We start from the raw sequence: 18,261 nt of genomic DNA, 5'->3' as shown, positions 1-18,261 counted from the left end.
GATGGCCGATTCTCGTGTGTTCGTTAATAGGCCTGAAACATTCCGATTCCGCTCTCGGCCGACTGCTTGGCGACCCCTTGTGTTCATGGAACGGCCGAGTAATCGTCATTACATGATTACGAACGAGCAGAGAGAGAAGCTCCGCGGCTGGTTCGCCGGTCGCCTGCCCGACGACCTCTTCGAGGAGCTGACCGAGGTCACGGTCGACCGCGAGGAGATCACCGTCATCGGCCGCATCCCCGTTCCCAGGGCGGCCGGGGACGCCCCGGCCGCCGAACGGGAGGCGGCTCTGGAGAGCCGAGTGCAGGAATTCCGGGAGCGCACCCGCGAGGACCGCATGGCCGTGGCCCGGGAGGCCGAGCACCGGTTCGGCCGGAAGGTGTCCTGGGGTGTCGAGTGCGGCGGGCGGCGCACGCTCTTCACGCATGTGGCCGCGCCGGTCATGACGCGGCTGCGCCAGCCGGAACGCCAGGTCCTCGACACACTGATCGCCGGTGGCGTCGCGCGCAGCCGCAGCGACGCGCTGGCCTGGTGCGTCCGCCTGGTCCAGCGTCACACGGACGACTGGCTCGCCGAGTTGCGCGAGTCCCTCGAACACGTGCAGCGCGTCAGGGCCCAGGGCCCGGACTCCGAGCCGGACCCCGCACCGCGTGCGGACGAGGAGTGACCCGTTGTCGGACCCCTCGGCTACGTTGCCCGCATGACCGACTTCGTACTGGTGGCAGGGGCATGGCTCGGGGCGTGGGCATGGGACGGGGTGGCCGCGCGGCTGCGCGGCGCCGGGCATGACGTCCACGCGGTGACGCTGTCGGGCCTCGCCGAGAGACGGGACACACGGCCGTCCGGGCAGCAGACGCACGTCCGGGACATCGTCGAGGAGGTGGAGCGGCTCGGTCTGCGGGACGTCGTCCTGGTCGGGCACAGCTACGCGGGCGTTCCGGTCGGGCAGGCCGCCGAGCGGATCGGCGAACGGCTGCGGCGCGTGGTGTTCGTCGACGCGAACGTGCCCGTGGACGGGGAGTCGTTCCTGTCGGGCTGGCCCAGCGAGCACGTCCGGCGGACGATCGACGCGCAGGGCGGGTACTGGCCGCCGCTCGGCCCCGAGGACTACGCGGGGCAGGGGCTGACGGACGAGCACATCGCCCGGATCGTGGGAGCGACCCCGCACCCGGGTGTCACGCTCACCGAACCGGCCGTCCTCACCCGCCCCCTGGGTGAGCTGCCGGCGACGTACGTGAAGTGCCTCCTGGACGGGGACGAGCCGATGCCGGCGGTGGCCGCGCTGCTCGGGAGCGACCGCTGGGAGCTGGTGACGCTGGACACCGGCCACTGGCCGATGTTCTCGCAGCCGGGCGCACTGGCCCGGGTCCTGCACGAGGCGGCGATCCGCCCCTGATCCACCGGAACGCATACCGCTCGGTATCGTCGCCCGTACGGCACGGTCTCGACGAGGAGACGACGAGAGGCGGGGCGTACGTGGGCAAGCAGTGGGCGGACTTCCAGTACGAGATCTATCTGAACGGGATGACGGGTGCCGTACCCCGGCTGCCCACCGATCTGACCCGGCTGGAGGAGCTCACCGAGCAGCGGCTCGGGCCCGGCCCGGTCGGCTACGTGGCGGGCAGCGCGGGCAACGGCAGTACGGCCCGCGCCAACCGGGCGGCCCTGGAGCGCCGCCGGATCGTGCCGCGCATGCTGCGTGACGTGCACCAGCGGGATCTGTCCGTCGAGGTGCTGGGCCGCGCCCTGCCGGCACCCCTCGCGCTGGCCCCGGTCGGCGTGCTGTCGATCATGCACCCGGACGCCGAGTCCGCCGCGGCCCGGGCCGCCGCCGCACAGGGGGTGCCGTACATCCTGTCGTCGGCGTCCAGCACGCCCATGGAGCAGGTCGCCGAGGCGATGGGGGACGCCGAGCGCTGGTTCCAGCTGTACTGGCCGAAGGACCCGGAGGTGGCCCGCAGTTTCCTGAACCGGGCGAAGGCCGCCGGGTTCACCGCGCTGGTCGTCACCCTGGACACGCCGCTGCTGTCGTGGCGGCCGCGTGATCTCGACCAGGCGTACCTTCCGTTCCTGCACGGGGTCGGCACGGCCAACTACTTCTCGGACCCGGCTTTCCAGGCGGGTCTGGCCAAGCCGGTGCACGAGGCTCCGAACGCGGCCGTGATGCACTTCGTCGGGATGTTCTCCGACCCGGCCAAGAGCTGGCCGGACCTGGCGTTCCTGCGCGAGAACTGGGACGGGCCGATCGTCCTCAAGGGCGTCCTGCACCCGGACGACGCGCGGCTGGCCGCCGACGCCGGCATGGACGGCGTGGTCGTCTCCAATCACGGCGGCCGCCAGGTGGCCGGCTCCGTCGCGGCGGCCGACGCGCTTCCCCGTGTGGCGGAGGCGGTGGGCGACCGGCTCACCGTCCTCTTCGACAGCGGTGTCCGCACCGGTGACGACATCTTCAAGGCCCTCGCCCTCGGCGCCCGCACGGTCCTCGTCGGCCGCCCGTACGTCTACGGCCTCGGACTCGACGGCCGGTCCGGTGTCGAGCACGTCATCCGCTGTCTGCTCGCCGAACTCGACCTCACGCTCGCCCTCTCGGGGCATGCGACGCCGAGCACCATCGGCCCGGCCGACCTCGTCGAGGATCCGGCCTGAGGGTGGGCCGCGCGGCTCGTCGGCCACGCAGCCCCCGCTCAGGCCGTTGGGCGTGCCGTCAGGCGGTCCGGCCGTCGGCGTGTGTCACCTGTCGGGCCGCCTGGTCCTCCCGTTCCTCGATCGACAGGGAGCCCTCCGTCGTCGGCAGCGGTTGCGGCCGCCAGCGCTGGGCCTCGGAGGAGCGGTCGCGGACCTTGACGACGATGTCGGCGTCCGGGTCGTCGTCGGCCGGAGTGAGGGCGAGCTGCTCGTCCCAGCGGGGTAGCAACTCCCCCTGCACGGTGAGGTCGTAGCGCACGTCGTCGCCCCGCTCGGCGTCCGCGTCGGCGCAGGTGCCGAGGACGACGACACCGGCGTCCTTGTGGGAGTCCAGGCACAGCCCGGGATCGGCGACGCTGCGCAGGAGTCCGTCGTCCTCGTACGTCCACTGCTGGGTCCACACCGCCGAGCACGGGGCCAGCTTGGTGCCCGCACCCTCCTTCGGCAGATCCCGGATGTCGAGGCACAGGTCGGCACCGGCGTTGCGCAGCCGTGTCACGCCCTCGGCTGCGGGAAGCCCGGCGGTGCCGGGTGGCGTCACCGACGAGGAGCCCCGGCCGCCGGCGGCGCTGTCGGAGCCGGCCGGGTCGGCCTCCCCACCGTCGTAGGACGACGCGCTGATGATGAGCACCGTCGCCAGCACCCCGGCCGAGACCGCGCCGACGCCCGAGAGCAGCGCCCGCGACGACCGCATCGCCTCCGGCACCCGGGCGGGCACCGGGAGCCGGGACAGCAGCCCGTGCCGTCCGCCGCCCCGCCGTCCGCCGCCGCGCCGGCCCGCGCGGGCACCCCGCGTGCCGTGCGACGCGCGCCCCGGGCGTGAGTCGAGGTAGCGGCGGGCGCCCCAGCCGAGCACCGCCTCGGCGACCAACGGCCCCAGCGGGCCCTCGAAATGGCTCAGTTGTTCCGCCGCGTCCCGGCAGTAGCGGCACTCGTCCAGATGGTGCTGGACGTCCGGCAGCAGTGCGCCGCCCCGGCGGATCGGGACGTCGAGGAGGCGGTTGTAGAACCGGCAATCGTGCGTGGGCGCGAGTTCGCGATGGGCACGAACACAGCCTTCACGGAATTTGTCCCGCGCCTGTTCGAGGGCCGCCGACGCGATGTCGGTGTCCATGCCCAGCAGTCCGGCCGGGACGCTTAAAGGATCTGCCTCGACCTCGACATGCCAGAGCAAACACCGCGAAGCCGCGGGAAGTGCCTGGAATGCCCGCTCCGCGAGGATGCGGTTTTCCGGCGTCATGGCTGTCGCGGCGCGCAGCCCGCGCCCTCCGGCCGGTTTCTGCAACGCGGGCAGAACGGCCGATATTCGATCGTCGCCGGACCACTCGCGGATCGTGTCGCGCACGGTCACCAGAAGGGCCGGGCGCAGCGCGACGGCGGACTCGCCGAAGGCCAGACGGTTGAGTGTCCGGTGGAAGGCGGTCCCGGTCACCATCGCGGCGACCTGCGCCGACGAGGCGAGACAGATGACCGCGTAGTCGTGCACCGACTCGTGGTGCCGCGCCATCAGCAGCGCGACGGAATGGGCGGCGACCTCGCCCTCCGGGCTGCCTCTCAGCGGGGCGGCGAGTGATTCATCGGATTCCCCGGGATCCCCGCCGGGCGGGGGATACGGGGGACGAGGGGGGTGGGGGGTGGGCACTGAGATGGTTCCTTCCCACGCGTGTGGCACACAGAAGTCCTGCCGCCGGAAAAGGAGGCCCGGTTGGTGCGTACCTTTTCGGGCGGGCGCGGGAGGTGCGATTTCACCGACGGCGAATCGGACGCGGTCCACAAATCACGTGCGACACCCGGCCATTCCCCCCGCACGCGCGTTTCACTCTTGCACAACCCCCACACGGCCAACAAGGCGCCCGGACAACATCCCCGCCATTGACAGAAAGTCAGAAGCGGGGAACGGATATGCGCAGGTCGCACCCGTTTTCGACATTTCCCTGCGGCCTGTGTGAATCGGGCGCCGGAGCCCGCTCCTCAGATCTGCCAGGAGCGCAACCGGTCCGCCGCTCCGTAGACGTCGGTGACGCCGGACAACAGGTCGCGGGCGAGGTCGACGAGGGCGCCGTACGGCGGGTCGATGCCGACACCGCTGACGAACATGTACGCCACGGCGGTCGCGCAGGCGAAGCGGGCGTTGGCTGAGGGCAGCGGCCTGAGCACGGTGATGCTGTGCAGCAGCGCGGCGGCCCGCCAGGCCGGGTCGGAGTTCACTCCGAGGCGCGGCGGGTCGACGCGGTGCCGGGCGACGGCGGCGACCAGCGCGGAGAAGTCGTTGACGGTGGGCTGGTCCGGCAGGACCTCCTCGTGGCGCTGAAGCAGCCAGGGCACGTCGATATGGATCACGGGTGCCATGGCTCAGGCGGCCCGCCCTTCGCCCTTGGCGGGCGGTTCGTCATCGGGGAACGCGGCGGCGAACTCGTCGGCATGGGTGGCGAAGAAGCGGCGGAAGGCCTCCGCGCCCTCCTGGAGGGCCCGGTGGCGGGCTATGTCGGCCGCGGCCGCCTCCCGCACGAGGGCCTTCATGGACGTACCGCGCTCCTTGGCGATCTGCCGCAGGTCCTCGAGCTCGCGGTCGCTGAACTCCACGTTGAGAGCTGGCATGCCCTCACGGTACCGCTCGGGTACTGACTGGTAAATACCCCCAGGTCAGGCAGGTCGCCTGACGGTACCTGAGAGAGGAGCGGCCTGAGATGTGGGTCACATCGAGCCGTGCGGTGTCACATTTCGCGGCCCTGTCCGGCTCGCAGTGGTGAGCGCGTTCACGGGAGGCCCACACATGACCGAGATCTCCGTACCCGGCACCGACGCCCCGCTCGACGAGGCGACCGGTGTCTTCGTCGACCATCGCGAGCTGCTGTTCGGCGTCGTCTACAACATGCTCGGCAGTGTCGCCGACACCGAGGACGTGTTGCAGGAGACGTGGCTGTCCTGGACGGCGCGCGGCGACGGAGCTCCCCTGGCAGGCGTCGACAACCCGCGCGCCTATCTCGTCCGGGTGGCGGTCAACCACGCGCTGCGCCGCCGCACGGTCATCAGCCGCCGACGGGAGACGTACGTCGGCCCGTGGCTGCCCGAGCCCCTGGTCGGCGGCGACACCGAGACCGCGGAGGACCCGGCCCTGCGGTCGGAGTCGGTGTCGCTGGCCATGCTGGTGGTGCTGGAGTCGCTGACCCCACTGGAGCGGGCCGTGTTCGTGCTGGGCGAGGTGTTCGGCTACCCGCACGCCGAGATCGCGGAGGTCATCGACCGCTCCCCCGCCGCCGTCCGGCAGTTGGCGCACCGGGCCCGGGAACACGTGCACGCGCGGCGGCCGCGGTACGAGGCGCATCCGCGGGTGCGCCGGGAGGCGACCGAGCGGTTCGTGCGGGCGGCGCTCGGCGGCGACATCGCCGAGCTGATGGAGGTGCTCGCGCCGGACGTCACGGCGTGGACGGACGCGGGCGGCAAGCGCCGGCGGGCGAGTCTGCGGCCGGTGCAGGGCCGGGACAAGGTGGCCCGGCTACTCACGTCCGGCCGGGGCGGCCCGGACCACCCCGTCTGGCGCTACCGGCGGGTGAACGGCGACGACGCGGCAATCCTGTTCGACGGCGACGCGCCGTTCGCCGTCCTGGTCCTGGACCTCACCCCGGAGGGCGACCGGGTGCGCGGCATCTACGTCGTGGCCAACCCGGACAAGCTCGCCCACCTGCCCGGGGCGGCGGCGTGAGCGCCGGGCGCGGCGAGCAGCTGGCCGACTGGTTCGACGGGCGGCTCGGCATCCACACGCTGGGCAGGAAGTACCTGCGCAAGGTGTTCCCCGACCACTGGTCGTTTCTGCTGGGCGAGATCTGCCTGTACAGCTTCGTGGTGCTGGTCCTCACCGGCGTGTATCTGACGCTGTTCTTCCACCCGTCGATGAACGAGGTGACGTACCAGGGGAGCTACGTCCCGCTCAACGGCGTGCGGATGTCCGAGGCCTACGCGTCCACCCTGGACATCAGCTTCGACGTGCGCGGCGGGCTGCTGATACGGCAGCTGCACCACTGGGCGGCGCTGGTCTTCGTCGCCGGGATGCTGACGCACATGATGCGGCACTTCTTCACGGGCTCGTTCCGCAAGCCACGGGAGATCAACTGGCTGTTCGGCTGGCTGCTGCTGTTCCTCGGCCTGTTCGAGGGGCTGTTCGGCTACTCGCTGCCGGACGACCTGCTGTCCGGCACCGGCCTCAGGTTCGTGCACGGCGCGCTGCTGTCCGTGCCGATCGTGGGGACGTACCTGGCGATGTTCCTGTTCGGCGGCGAGTTCCCCGGGGACGACATCGTGGCCCGCTTCTACTCGCTGCACGTGCTGCTGATCCCGGGGGTCATGGCGGCGCTGATCGCGGTCCATGTGCTGCTGGTCGTGTACCACAAGCACACCCAGTTCGCGGGGCCCGGGCGCACCGAGCGCAATGTCGTGGGGGCGCCGTTCATGCCGGTGTACCTGGCGAAGGCGGGCGGCTTCTTCTTCCTGGTGTTCGGGGTGCTCGCGCTGATCGCGGCGGTGGCGACGATCAACCCGGTGTGGTCGTACGGCCCGTACCGCGCCGACCAGGTGTCCACGGGCGCCCAGCCCGACTGGTATCTCGGCTTCGCCGAGGGCCTGGTGCGGATCATGCCCGGCTGGGAGATCACGTGGTGGGGCCACACCCTGGTGCTGGGCGTGCTGATCCCGATCGTGGTGTTTCCGCTGCTGCTGCTCTTCATCGGCGTGTATCCGTTCCTGGAGGCCAGGTTCACCGGCGACCGGGACGAGCATCATCTGCTGGACCGACCGCGCAACCGGCCGGTGCGCACGGCGATCGGGGCGGCATGGATCAGCCTCTACCTGGTGCTGCTCGCGGGCGGTGGGAATGACATCGTGGCGACCCGCCTCCATCTGTCGATCAATACGGTGACGTGGGCGGTGCGGACCGGGATGTTCGTCGTGCCGGCGGTGGTCTTCGTCGTGACCCGGCGGATCTGCCTGGGGCTGCAACTGCGCGACAAGGAGCTCGTCGCGCACGGCCGGGAGACCGGCGTGATCAAACGGCTGCCGCACGGCGAGTACGTCGAGGTGCACGAGCCGCTCGACCGGGCCCGGCTGCACACCCTGACCGCCCACGAGCGCCCGGGGGAACTCGTCGGGCACGAGCCGCGGCGCCGGGAGGTCCGCGGGTCCGGTCAGGAGTGAGCGCGGCAGAACTCCCGGACGGTCCGGTTGAACGGCTCGGGTGCCTCGATGTTGCTCAGGTGCCCGATGCCGGGGAGCACGACCAGCGTCGCCCGCGGGATCGTTTCGAGGAACTGGTGGGCGACGGGGTCCACGGGTGAGCGGGCGTCGAGCTCGCCCCACAGCAGGAGCGTCGGCACCTCGATCCTCGGCAGCAGATCCCGCAGGTCGGCCTCGGCCATGACGGTGAGCTCGGTCCGCATGCTCTGGGCGCGGGTGTCGGCCGACATCACGGACAGCAGGCGGACGGCATCGGCGGGTGGCGGCCCGGCGAACAGGCCGGGCATGGTCGGTGCGAAGGCCTCGGCGGGGACCGCGAGCATGCGCTCCGCCCCCTCGACCCGGGAACGCACCTCCGCGGCGGACAGCGAGCCCTTCCAGCCCGCGTAGGTGTCGACGAGAAGCAGTGTCCGCACGAGCCCGGGGTGCTGCCGGTAGAGCTCCAGCACGACGGTCCCGCCCCAGGACAGGCCGAGGACATGGGCCGGGCCCAGGTCCACGTCCTCGACGACGGCCGCCAGACAGCGGGCGTAGTCGGCCAGGGTGAAGGAGGGCGGTACGTCGGAGGACCGGCCGGCGCCCGGTTCGTCCCAGGCGACGACGGTGAACTCGTCGACCAGGTCCTCGGCCTGGGTACGGAACAGCCGGGCGTCCGTCGTGGCGCCGTGCGCCAGCACGAGGGGCGGGCCCTGGCCCACCCGGTCGTACGCGACCTCGATGCCGTCGACCCGCACCGCTGGCATGTCACCAGGTTACGCGCGGGTGCCGGGGGCGTCCTGTCGGCGGACTCCCCCGGCACGCGGCACCGCTGTCCGGTCCCTTCCCTATCCCTGGTCCGCCACGAAGGAGGCCATGCGGGCCAGGGCGGCGTTCCAGTTGATCGTGTGCTCGTTGGTCGACCATGACTGGATGTCGTCGATGTAGCAGAACTGGCCGACGCAGCCCTGGAGTTTGCTCTGTGCGTAGGGGTCCTGGATGCTCGAGTTCGGCCCGCCCGCGAGGGTGCCCTCGGGCGGGTTGGGCAGCTTCGGGTCGAGCTGGTGGGCGTACCAGCGGCTGTGCTGGTTCTGCGCGCTGACCTCGCCGTAGCCGGTGACGTAGGAGATGTTCAGCGCGTTGCGACCCAGGATGTAGTCCATGCTCTGCAGTGCGCCGTCCCGGTACTTGGCGGCGCCGGTGATGTCGTACGCGGTGGCGAGGACGACCGCGTTGTTGAGGACCTGGTGGCTGGAGCCCCAGTCGTAGGTGTTGCCGTCCGGTGCGTACGGCATGCCGTAGGGGTGGGCCTTGAGGGTGGCCAGGTAGCGGTCGGCGCCCTGGACGACGGACCGGCGCACCTTGTCCCGGCCGGGCAGCCCGTTCGGCACGGTCGCGAGGTCGAGCCGGCCGGCCGCGCCGGTGCGGGCCCAGTCGAAGCCGATGGGCTTGAAGAGGTCGGCCGTGTGGACCGGGGACTTCAGGACGTACTCCCGGAACTGCTTCTCGCCGGTGGAGAGGTACAGCTCGGCCGCCGCCCAGTAGAAGTCGTCGGTGACGTCGCTGTCGGCATAGGCGCCGCCGCCGACGCCGTCGCTCTCGGAGGCGAGGCGGTCGGGGTGGGCGAGCGCCGCGGTCCAGGCCTTGCGTGCGGCCGCCAGCGCCTTGCCCGCGAAGGGCTTGTCGTAGGGGCGGTACAGGCGGGCGGCCTGCGCGGCGGTGGCCGCCAGGTTGAGGGTGGCGGCGGTGGAGGGCGGGTGCAGTTCGCGCTTCTGCGGGTCGTCACCGGGCAGCAGCGGCAGGCCGGTCCACTGCTCGTCGTGCATCTTGTGGTGGGCCATGCCGGCCAGCGGCTTGCCGTCGGGCACCTGCATCCTCAGCAGGAACTCCAGCTCCCAGCGGGCCTCGTCGAGGATGTCGGGCACCTTGTTGCCGCTCTCGGGGATGGCGAGTGTGCCGTCGCCGAGCTTGTCCGCCCGGCCGGTGCGGGCGGTGCGGGCGCGCTCGTAGGTGCTCAGCAGCTCCCAGGTGGAGATGCCGCCGTTGACGACGTACTTGCCGTGGTCCCCGGCGTCGTACCAGCCGCCGCTGACGTCGAGGGTGTAGTCGCACACGCCCGGCTGGCAGGGCACGGCGGTGTCGCCCTGGTTGGGGGCCACGCCCAGGTGACCGGCCGGGCGGCCGTAGCCGGGCCGTAGGTCGTCGCGGATCGCGAGGCCGCTGCGCTGGGTGTAGTAGTACTTCGCCGAGTCCAGCCGGAGCCGCTCGTAGGCGCTCGCGTCGATGTCGAAGGGCCGGCTGGTCTCGCCGTCGGCGACGAGCGTGAAGCCCGTGCCCTTGGCGCGGTAGGCGCCGAAGTCGATGGAGTGGACGTTCTGCCCGGAGGAGGCGTCGACCCCGCGCGGCAGGGTCGTGCCCCTGGCGACGACCGTTCCGCGGGAGTTCTTCAGCTGCCAGGGCAGCTTGGCGGTGGCATCGGTGACCAGGGTGGCGTTCTTCGGGCCGGCCGGGAGATAGCCGACCTGGTTGACGCGCACCCGGGGCCCCGTGTCGGGCTCGTACGGTTCCGGCGCCACTCCGCCGAGGAGCGAGACGTCGTCCATGCAGAAGCGCCACGCGTCCGCGCTGCCGCCGAGCTGGAAGCCGACCTGGCCCTGGGTGGTGTCGACGGGCGAGGTGAAGGTGTACGAGTAGCGGTCGCCGGAGACGCTGAGCTGCGGCGTCACCTCGTGGTAGGTGTCGTAGGGCGACACCGACAGGCCCACGATCGCCCGCACCACGTGCCCGGCGGGTGTCCCGGTCGCGCTGAACGAGAAGCGGTACGACTCGCCCTTCACGAGGGTGATGTCGTTCTGCCCGACGGCGGCGTCCCAGCGGTTGGCGGTGCCGCCGGGGACGTCGGCGCAGAGCCGGCCGTCGGACAGACCCGCGGTGACGTTGCTGGTCGTCCACCAGGGGTCGGTGGCGGTGTCGAAGGTGCCGTTCCTGACCTGCTCGACTTCGTCGGCCCCGGCCGGCGAGGAGGGCAGCGCGGTGAGCGCGGTCGCCAGCAGGGCCGTCAGGGACAGCAGGGCGGTTCTGCGTCGTTTCACGTCTGGGCTCCTGGGGGAGGTGCGGGTGGCGCTCGGCGTGGGAGCGCTCCCAGATGCGGACGCAGGCCATGGTTGTGGTTGATGTGACGCCCCGTCAACGGTCCGGACGGGACTGGCTGTTCACCGCCCGTCCGGACCTTGGCCCCGGGGGCTCAGGCGACCGGGGCGACGAGCCGGCTGATGCGGACCGCTCCCCGGGGCTCGCCGGGGTGGCGGCTCGTGAGAGTGAGCCGGATCCGTGAGCCTCGGACGGCCTTGAAGGTGATCACCGTGGGGGCGTCGGAGGCGGTGGCCCAGCCGATCTCGGTGTTCCGCGCGGCCTGCCAGGCGCGGCCGTCCCAGACCGCCACCTCGATCGCCGCGGGCAGGCTGTGTGTGGCGTCCACGGTGAAGGAGACGTCCACCCGGTCGTAGCCGCGGACGCGCCCGTGGTCGACACTGACCCAGTCCTCGGCCCGTGCCCCGTCGAAGGCCGGCAGCAGGGGCGTGGCCTGCTTGAAGAAGCCGTTGGACCAGCCGGTGGCCGGGTCGCCGTCGAGCATGGCGGCGGGCAGGGTGTCCGGACGGCCGGAGTAGCTCGCGTCCGCGCGCGGGTGGTCGACGGGGGCCGGGTGCTCGGGCCCGAAGACGGCCGGGGCCGTCTCGGCCCGGTCCCGCGCCCGGGTGGCCCGTACGGTAGCCGTGCCCGCGCGCAGTCCCTCGGCGCGGGCGGTCACCTTCACCTCGCCCGGCTTCGTGCCGGAGCGGACGACGGCGAGGGCCTTGCCGTGGAAGGCGGTCCGGGTGCTCGCCTGATAGCGCTCGGCGCTCTCCTGCCGGCCGTTGTCGAGCCCCGCGAGGGAGCCGCCCGCCACCTCGAAGGACAGCAGGTGCTCCGCGTCGGGCACCACCACCCCGCGCCGGTCCACGACCTCGGCGGTCACGAAGACCAGGGAGCGGCCGTCCGCGGCGAGGGAGGGGCGGTCCGCGGTCAGGCGTATCGCGTGCGGGGCTCCGGCGGTGCGCAGCACGTCGGTGGCGACCACCTCGCCGCCCCGCCGGGCGACGGCCTTCAGCTCTCCGGGCTCGAAGGGCACCTTCCAGGTCAGGTGGAGCTTGCCGGCGCTGCCGTTCGGGCTGGTGTAGCTGCCGGGGTAGGGGCCGTCGGTGACGGTCTTGTCGTCCCCGGTCGCCTCGGTGGTCTCCAGGTACGAGCGGCCGTCGAGGGTCTTCTTGGTGTCGAAGCGCCGTACGCCCAGGGACTCGCCGTTGAGGTACAGCTCGACGGTGCCGACGTTCGAATACGCCCAGACCTCGACCGTGTCGCCCTTGTCGTGGTTCCAGGTCATCGGCAGCAGGTGGACCATCGGTTCGCTGGTCCACTGGCTTCGGAAGAGGTGGTACATGTCCTTCGGGAAGCCCGCGGTGTCGACCGCGCCGAAGAAGGACGCCTTGACCGGGAAGACGTCGTAGGGCGTGGGTTCGCCGATGTAGTCGATGCCCGACCAGAGGAACTGCCCGGCGAACCACTTGCGGTCCCGGTCCTTCTTGTGGCCGTACTCGCCGCTCATGGTCCAGGAGGCGAGGTTGTTGTCGTAGGAGGAGGTCGCGCGTCTGCCCGGGGTGTGGTTCTCGCCGGTGTTGAGGTGCTCGGGCTCCTGGTAGGCGCCGCGGGTGGAGGTCTCCGAGGAGGACTCCGACTCGAAGAGGAACAGGTGCGGGTAGGCCGCGTGCAGCTGGTCGACCGACGCGGCGGTGTTGTAGTTGAGGCCGAGGCCGTCCAGCTTGGCCAGCATCAGGTCGGCCGCGGAGCCCTTGGCGGGCAGGCGGCGGTACTTGTCGGAGCCGATGACCAGCGGGCGGGTGTCGTCGACGGCCTTGATCGCCCCGATGATCCTTTCGGCCATGGCGAGGCCGGCGGTGGAGGTGGAGTCGGGGACCTCGTTGCCGATGGACCAGCTCAGCACGGCGGGCGAGTTGCGCGCCGCCAGCACCATCTCGGTGGCGTCCTTCTCGCACCACTCGTCGAAGAAGCGGCCGTAGTCGTACCGGTTCTTTCCGGTGCGCCAGCAGTCGAACGCCTCCACCAGCATGACGACGCCGAGCTCCTCGCAGACCTGGATCACCTCGGGCGCGGGCGGGTTGTGGGAGGTGCGCAGGGCGTTGACGCCCATGGAACGCATGATCTCCAGCTGCCGACGGACGGCGTCGATGCTGACGGCGGCGCCGAGCGCGCCCAGGTCGTGGTGGAGGTCGACGCCCTTGATCTTGTGGCGGGTGCCGTTCAGGAAGAAGCCCTCGTCCGGGTCGAAGCGGAAGGTGCGGAAGCCGAAGACCGTGCGGTGGGTGTCGGTCGTTCGGCCGCCGACGCGCAGTTCGGTGTGCAGGGTGTAGCGGTGCGGTGTCTCGAAGTCCCACAACTCCGTTCGCCGGACGGTGAGTTCCTGGGTCTCGGTGTGCTCGCCGGTGACGGCCGCGGTGGAGGAGGTGCGGGCGACCGTCCGGCCCGTGCGGTCGACGACCCGGGAGACGATCTCGACGTCCGCGCCCGCGCCGGAGGCGTTGACGACGGACGTGCCGACCCGTACGACGGCACGCGCGGCGGAGATCTCGGGCGTGGTGACGCGGGTGCCCCAGCGGGCCACGTGCACCGGCTCGGTGATCACCAGGCGGGCCTCGCGGTAGATGCCGCTGCCGGAGTACCAGCGGCTGCTGGGGAGCCGGTTGCGGACCTCGACGGCGATCACGTTCTCGGTGGTGCCGTCGGTGTGCACCAGGTCGGTGAGGTCGAGGGCGAAGCCGGTGTAGCCGTAGGGGTGACGGCCGGCCTCCTTGCCGTTGCAGTACACGGTGGAGTCCATGTAGACGCCGTCGAACTCCACCGAGACACGCTTGCCGGTGAGGGCGGGCGGCAGGGTGAAGGCCAGGCGGTACCAGCCGAGGCCCCCGGGGAGGAAGCCGGTGCCGCTGGTGGTGCCGTGCTCGGTGGTGGGGGTCTGCTCGATGCTCCAGTCGTGCGGAACGGCGGTCTCACGCCATCCGGAGTCGTCGTAAGCGGGGAGGTGGGCGTCGGCGTAGGCGCCGGTCGGGTCGGTGATGCCACCCGGGTTCACCAGCGCGAAGCGCCAGCCGTCGCGCAGTGCGACGGTCCGGCGGCCGGACGCGCCACGCGCCTGCTCGGCGGCCCACGCCTCCGGGGCGCCGAGCAGCGTCCCGGCCGCGGGTGCGGCGGCGGAGGCGAGCAGGACCGATCTGCGACTGACCGACATGACGGCTCTCCCTCATCAGGGCCCAGAAGTACTCACAACTGATCGCGAACAAACAGATTCTGTCGACGTGTCACACACGGCCGTCAAGGGCGCGGAAGCTCCCTTCTGCCTCACGGACGGCTTCGGCCGGATTTGTGCCTTGACCCCGGCCCGGGGAGGCGGCAGCGGGGTTACCGGTCCACGCCGGGCGCCCACGGACTACGCTGGAACTCAACTGACTTCCCTGTTCACTGTGAGTGTCCGCATGGAGTCGCGACGATGAGTCCGGACGAGGCGTTGGACGATGGCGTGGCCGCCCGTGCCGTCATCGCCGTCGACGGCACGCTCACCGAGTGGAGCGAGGGCGCCCGCCGCCTGCTGGGCCACACGGCCGCCGAGGTCGTGGGCCGCCCCGCCGCCGACCTGCTGGCCGACGGCGCGGAGCCGCCGACCGTGCCGGACGACTCCCGCTGGAGCGGCACGGTCACCCTCCGCCACCGCGACGGCCACCCCGTCACCCTCTGGGTGCTCGCCCACCGCCGACCGCCGGACGCAGCGGAAGCGATCGACTGGCTGGCGGTGTCCCCGCCGGAGACCGCCGACCAGGCGCTCGCGGACGACCCGCTGGTGCGCATGGCGCTGACACAGTCGCCCTGCGCCACGATGATCTTCGACGAGCGGCTGCGGCTGCGCGGCGTCAACGAGGCCATGGCCGATCTGCTGGGACTGCCCGCCGGACGGATGCTGGGCCTCAGGCCCACCGACGTCGGCAGCCGGCCGCCGAACGCCGAGCTCGAGGAGCATCTGCGCCGGGTGCTGAGCACCGGCCGGCGGGAGGACATGCAGACGTACATGAAGGCGACCGGCGAGGACCGGGGCGCGCACGCGTGGCTGGCCCGGATGGCGCCGCTCACCGACGGGGCGGGCCGGGTGCGGGGCGTGTGCGTGACCGCCCACGACTTCTCCGACCAGTACCGCGCACGCGAGCAGTTGCAGCTGGTCAACGAGGCCAGCGTGCGCATCGGCACCACCCTCGACGTCACCCGTACCGCCCAGGAGCTGGCGGACGTGTGTGTCCCGGCGCTCGCCGACTTCGTCAGCGTCGACCTGCTCGACCCGCAGGAGCAGGGCGGCGAGTCCGCCGGACCGCCGGTCCCGCCGCTGAGTCTGCGCCGGTCCGCCCACCAGTCGGTGAACAAGGGCAGTCCCGAGGCCGTCGCCAAGCCCGGGCAGGTGGACGTCTACCCGGAGAACTCCCCGCAGTCCGCCTCGCTGGTCGCGGGGCACACGGTCGTGGCCACAGGCTCCTCCAGCGACCTCGAGCGGTGGCTGGCCTGGGACCCGGTGCGCTTCCAGCGGATCCAGGAGTACGGCATCCACTCCACGATGTCCGTTCCGCTGCAGGCCCGGGGCACGACCCTCGGGGTGGCGGTCTTCACCCGCTTCCGGCGCCCCGAGGCGTTCACCGTCGACGACGTGCTGCTGGCCGAGGAGGTCACGGCCCGGGCCGCCGTCTGCATCGACAACGCGCGCCGCTACTCCCGCGAGCGCGAGACGACGCTCACCCTGCAGCGCAGTCTGCTGCCCCGCACTCTGCCGCGCACAGCGGCGATCGAGGCGGCCTCCCGCTATCTGCCGGCCACCCGCTCCGGCGTGGGCGGCGACTGGTTCGACGTGATCCCGCTGTCCGGGATGCGGGTCGCCATGATCGTCGGCGACGTCGTCGGCCACGGCATCCAGGCCTCGGCCACCATGGGCCGGCTGCGCACCGCCGTGCGCACCCTCGCCGACATCGATCTGGCCCCCGACGAACTGCTCACCCACCTCGACGACCTGGTCGTCCGGCTGTCGGAGGAATCCGGCGGGGACGACAGCGCCGGAGAGGTGGGCGCGACCTGTCTGTACGCGGTCTACGACCCGGTCTCCCGGCGCTGCACCCTGGCCCGGGCCGGGCATCCGCTGCCCCTGCTGGTGCCTCCCGACGGCCCGGCGCAGCAGCTCGACCTGCCTTCGGGGCCGCCGCTGGGCGTCGGGGGGCTGCCGTTCGAGTCCACCGAGGTGGAGCTGCGGGAGGGCAGCGTCCTGGCATTCCACACGGACGGGCTGCTGGTCAGCCGGGAGCGGGACGTCGACGCGAGCGGCCGGATGCTCCGCGAGGCGCTGTCGGCGCCCTCCGACTCCCTGGACGAGATCTGCGACCGCGTGCTGCACACGCTGCTCCCGCCGGGCGGCTCCAGCGACGACGTGGCCCTGCTGCTCGCCCGCACCCGCGGCCTGCCGTCCGCCCAGGTCGCCACCTGGGACATCCCCGCCGACCCGGCACTGGTGGCGCCCATCCGCAAGCAGGTCGTCGACCAGCTCGAACGCTGGGGGCTGACCGAGGCCACGTTCACCGCCGAGCTGGTCGTGAGCGAGCTGGTCACCAACGCCATCCGCTACGGCGCCCCGCCCATCCGGCTGCGGCTGATCCATGACGCGGCCACCCTGATCTGCGAGGTGTCCGACACCAACCACACGGCGCCGCACCTGCGCCGGGCCAAGACCTGGGACGAGGGGGGCCGTGGGCTGCTCCTGGTCGCCCAGCTCACCCAGCGATGGGGCAGCAGGCACACCGGCGAGGGCAAGACGATCTGGGCGGAGCTGGCCCTGCTCGACGACGAGATCTGAGTCACCGGCGGCAGTCGCTGCGGCCCATGGTCCTCGACCAGGACCGCGGGGCCGCCGAGGGCCTCTTACCGAGGCCTGGTTTCATTGGGCGGGCCCGCCTGATCGCGCCCGGAGGACCCCGCCCTGAACACCCCGCTCGCCGCCGTCCTGTCCGTGACGCTGCTGGTCGCCGTGCTCGTCTGGGCCGTCGCCCGCCCGAAGGGGCTGCCCGAGGGCGTGCTGGCGGTGCCCGCCGCCGGACTGGCCGTCGCCCTCGGAGTCATCTCGCCGGATCACGCCTGGGAGGAGATCCAGCGGCTGGGGCCCGTGGTCGGCTTCCTCGCGGCCGTGCTGGTGCTCGCGCACTTCTGCGACGTCGAGGGGCTGTTCACCGCGTGCGGGGCGTGGATGGCCCGCTGGGCGGCGGGGCGCCCCACACGGCTGCTGACCGCGGTGTTCGCGCTGGCGTCCGTCATCACGGCCGTGCTCAGTCTGGACGCCACCGTCGTCCTGCTCACCCCGGTGGTGCTCGCCACCGCGACCCGCATGGGCGTGCGGGCCCGGCCGCACCTGTACGCGTGCGCCCATCTGTCGAACACCGCCTCGCTGCTGCTGCCGGTCTCGAACCTGACCAACCTGCTGGCGTTCACGGCGAGCGGGCTGAGCTTCACCCGCTTCGCCGCGCTCATGGCGCTGCCCTGGCTGGTCGCGATCGGCGCCGAGTACCTGGTGTTCCGGCGCTTCTTCGACGAGGAGCTCGCGGCGCCCCTCCCCTCCCCCGACGCCGAGCCGCGTCCCGAGCCGCTCCCGCTGTTCGCCCTCGTCACCGTCGGCTGCACGCTCGCCGGTTTCGTGGTGGCCTCCGCCGTGGGGATCGCACCGGCGTGGGCCGCGCTGGCCGGTGCGCTGGTGCTGGCCGGCCGGGCGCTGGTGCGTCGGCGGGCCACCCCCCTGACGGTGGTGCGGTCCGCGTCCCCGGCCTTCCTGGCGTTCGTGCTCGCGCTCGGCGTGGTCGTGCGTGCGGTCGTCGACCACGGGCTCGCCGACGCGCTGCGGCACGTTCTGCCCGGCGGATCGGGCCTGCTGACACTGTTGGGTGTGGCCGCGGTGGCCGCCGTCCTGGCCAACCTCATCAACAACCTGCCCGCGGTGCTGGTGCTGCTGCCCCTGACCGCCGGGTCCGGTCCCGGCGCCGTGCTGGCGGTGCTGCTCGGTGTGAACATCGGCCCCAACCTGACCTACGCCGGATCGCTGGCGACCCTGCTGTGGCGGCGGATCGTGCAGCAGCACGGGACCCGGGTCGGACTCGGGGAGTTCACCCGCCTCGGGCTGCTCACCACACCGGCGGCGCTGGTGCCGGCCGTGGTGGCCCTGTGGCTGTCGCTGACCGTCGTCGGAGCCTGAGCGCC

General features: G+C 72.1%; 13 protein-coding genes. 7 read left to right on the top strand and 6 right to left on the bottom strand.

The genetic code is table 11. The annotated features are described in order from the left end of the window. Positions 1–112 precede the first annotated feature (112 nt). From BJ965_RS36245 to BJ965_RS36235, 3 genes are all read left to right on the top strand, one after another. Entirely contained in the window at positions 113–667 is a 555-nt protein-coding gene (locus BJ965_RS36245; protein ID WP_184915419.1) for a hypothetical protein, read from the top strand. Positions 668–700: 33 nt separating this feature from the next. Then, the gene (locus tag BJ965_RS36240) at positions 701–1,396 is read left to right on the top strand and encodes an alpha/beta fold hydrolase (RefSeq protein WP_184915416.1); all 696 of its coding nucleotides are present in this window, start codon (positions 701–703) and stop codon (positions 1,394–1,396) included. 80 nt (positions 1,397–1,476) lie between these two features. Then, positions 1,477–2,646: a lactate 2-monooxygenase gene (locus BJ965_RS36235; protein ID WP_184915413.1), complete on the top strand. Its 1,170-nt coding sequence runs from the start codon at positions 1,477–1,479 to the stop codon at positions 2,644–2,646. Positions 2,647–2,704: 58 nt separating this feature from the next. Here BJ965_RS36235 and BJ965_RS36230 read toward each other — a convergent pair whose 3' ends face one another. The 3 genes from BJ965_RS36230 to BJ965_RS36220 form a co-directional block, all read right to left on the bottom strand. Next, positions 2,705–4,327: an RICIN domain-containing protein gene (locus tag BJ965_RS36230; protein ID WP_184915410.1), complete on the bottom strand. Its 1,623-nt coding sequence runs from the start codon at positions 4,325–4,327 to the stop codon at positions 2,705–2,707. Between the two features lie 329 nt (positions 4,328–4,656). Next, on the bottom strand, positions 4,657–5,034 hold the full coding sequence (locus BJ965_RS36225) for a toxin Doc (protein WP_184915407.1): 378 nt from the start codon (positions 5,032–5,034) through the stop codon (positions 4,657–4,659). A gap of 3 nt (positions 5,035–5,037) precedes the next feature. Then, positions 5,038–5,283 (bottom strand): hypothetical protein, encoded by a 246-nt coding sequence (locus tag BJ965_RS36220; protein WP_030845137.1) that lies wholly within the window; start codon positions 5,281–5,283, stop codon positions 5,038–5,040. A 175-nt stretch (positions 5,284–5,458) separates the two neighbouring features. Here BJ965_RS36220 and BJ965_RS36215 point away from each other — a divergent pair, with 175 nt between their 5' ends. Both BJ965_RS36215 and qcrB read left to right on the top strand, forming a co-directional pair. After that, positions 5,459–6,388 carry a sigma-70 family RNA polymerase sigma factor gene (locus BJ965_RS36215; RefSeq protein ID WP_184915403.1) on the top strand — a complete coding sequence of 310 codons (930 nt, stop codon included), beginning with the start codon at positions 5,459–5,461 and terminating at the stop codon, positions 6,386–6,388. Then, positions 6,385–7,872, top strand: a complete 1,488-nt coding sequence (gene qcrB / locus BJ965_RS36210) for a cytochrome bc1 complex cytochrome b subunit (protein ID WP_184915400.1) — start codon at positions 6,385–6,387, stop codon at positions 7,870–7,872. Before BJ965_RS36215 ends, qcrB begins: the two co-directional genes overlap by 4 nt. Here qcrB and BJ965_RS36205 read toward each other — a convergent pair. From BJ965_RS36205 to BJ965_RS36195, 3 genes are all read right to left on the bottom strand, one after another. Beyond that, complete coding sequence (locus BJ965_RS36205; protein WP_184915397.1) at positions 7,863–8,654, bottom strand: alpha/beta fold hydrolase; 792 nt, start codon at positions 8,652–8,654, stop codon at positions 7,863–7,865. The genes qcrB and BJ965_RS36205 overlap by 10 nt on opposite strands. 81 nt (positions 8,655–8,735) lie before the next feature. Then, a complete protein-coding gene (locus tag BJ965_RS36200; RefSeq protein WP_184915394.1) occupies positions 8,736–10,979 on the bottom strand; it encodes a glycoside hydrolase family 9 protein in 2,244 nt (747 codons plus the stop codon). A gap of 152 nt (positions 10,980–11,131) precedes the next feature. After that, positions 11,132–14,227, bottom strand: coding sequence for a glycoside hydrolase family 2 TIM barrel-domain containing protein (locus BJ965_RS36195; RefSeq protein WP_184915390.1), 3,096 nt, complete (start codon positions 14,225–14,227; stop codon positions 11,132–11,134). A 258-nt stretch (positions 14,228–14,485) separates the two neighbouring features. Between BJ965_RS36195 and BJ965_RS36190 the strand changes: the two genes are divergently transcribed. After that, entirely contained in the window at positions 14,486–16,873 is a 2,388-nt protein-coding gene (locus BJ965_RS36190; protein WP_184915387.1) for a SpoIIE family protein phosphatase, read from the top strand. 153 nt (positions 16,874–17,026) lie between these two features. After that, positions 17,027–18,256, top strand: coding sequence for an arsenic transporter (locus tag BJ965_RS36185; RefSeq protein ID WP_313667569.1), 1,230 nt, complete (start codon positions 17,027–17,029; stop codon positions 18,254–18,256). The last annotated feature ends 5 nt before the right edge of the window (positions 18,257–18,261 follow it).

The organism is Streptomyces luteogriseus (assembly GCF_014205055.1).
Classification (GTDB): Bacteria; Actinomycetota; Actinomycetes; order Streptomycetales; family Streptomycetaceae; genus Streptomyces; species Streptomyces luteogriseus.
This window is presented reverse-complemented; position numbering and strand designations above follow the sequence as displayed.

Excerpts from the sequence above, each read along its gene's own strand:
- BJ965_RS36190 (WP_184915387.1), top strand. The coding sequence starts at position 14,486 with ATGAGTCCGGACGAGGCGTTGGACGATGGCGTGGCCGCCCGTGCCGTC.
- BJ965_RS36240 (WP_184915416.1), top strand. The coding sequence starts at position 701 with ATGACCGACTTCGTACTGGTGGCAGGGGCATGGCTCGGGGCGTGGGCA.
- BJ965_RS36225 (WP_184915407.1), bottom strand. The coding sequence starts at position 5,034 with ATGGCACCCGTGATCCATATCGACGTGCCCTGGCTGCTTCAGCGCCAC.
- BJ965_RS36245 (WP_184915419.1), top strand. The coding sequence starts at position 113 with ATGATTACGAACGAGCAGAGAGAGAAGCTCCGCGGCTGGTTCGCCGGT.
- BJ965_RS36195 (WP_184915390.1), bottom strand. The coding sequence starts at position 14,227 with ATGTCGGTCAGTCGCAGATCGGTCCTGCTCGCCTCCGCCGCCGCACCC.
- BJ965_RS36220 (WP_030845137.1), bottom strand. The coding sequence starts at position 5,283 with ATGCCAGCTCTCAACGTGGAGTTCAGCGACCGCGAGCTCGAGGACCTG.
- BJ965_RS36205 (WP_184915397.1), bottom strand. The coding sequence starts at position 8,654 with ATGCCAGCGGTGCGGGTCGACGGCATCGAGGTCGCGTACGACCGGGTG.
- BJ965_RS36215 (WP_184915403.1), top strand. The coding sequence starts at position 5,459 with ATGACCGAGATCTCCGTACCCGGCACCGACGCCCCGCTCGACGAGGCG.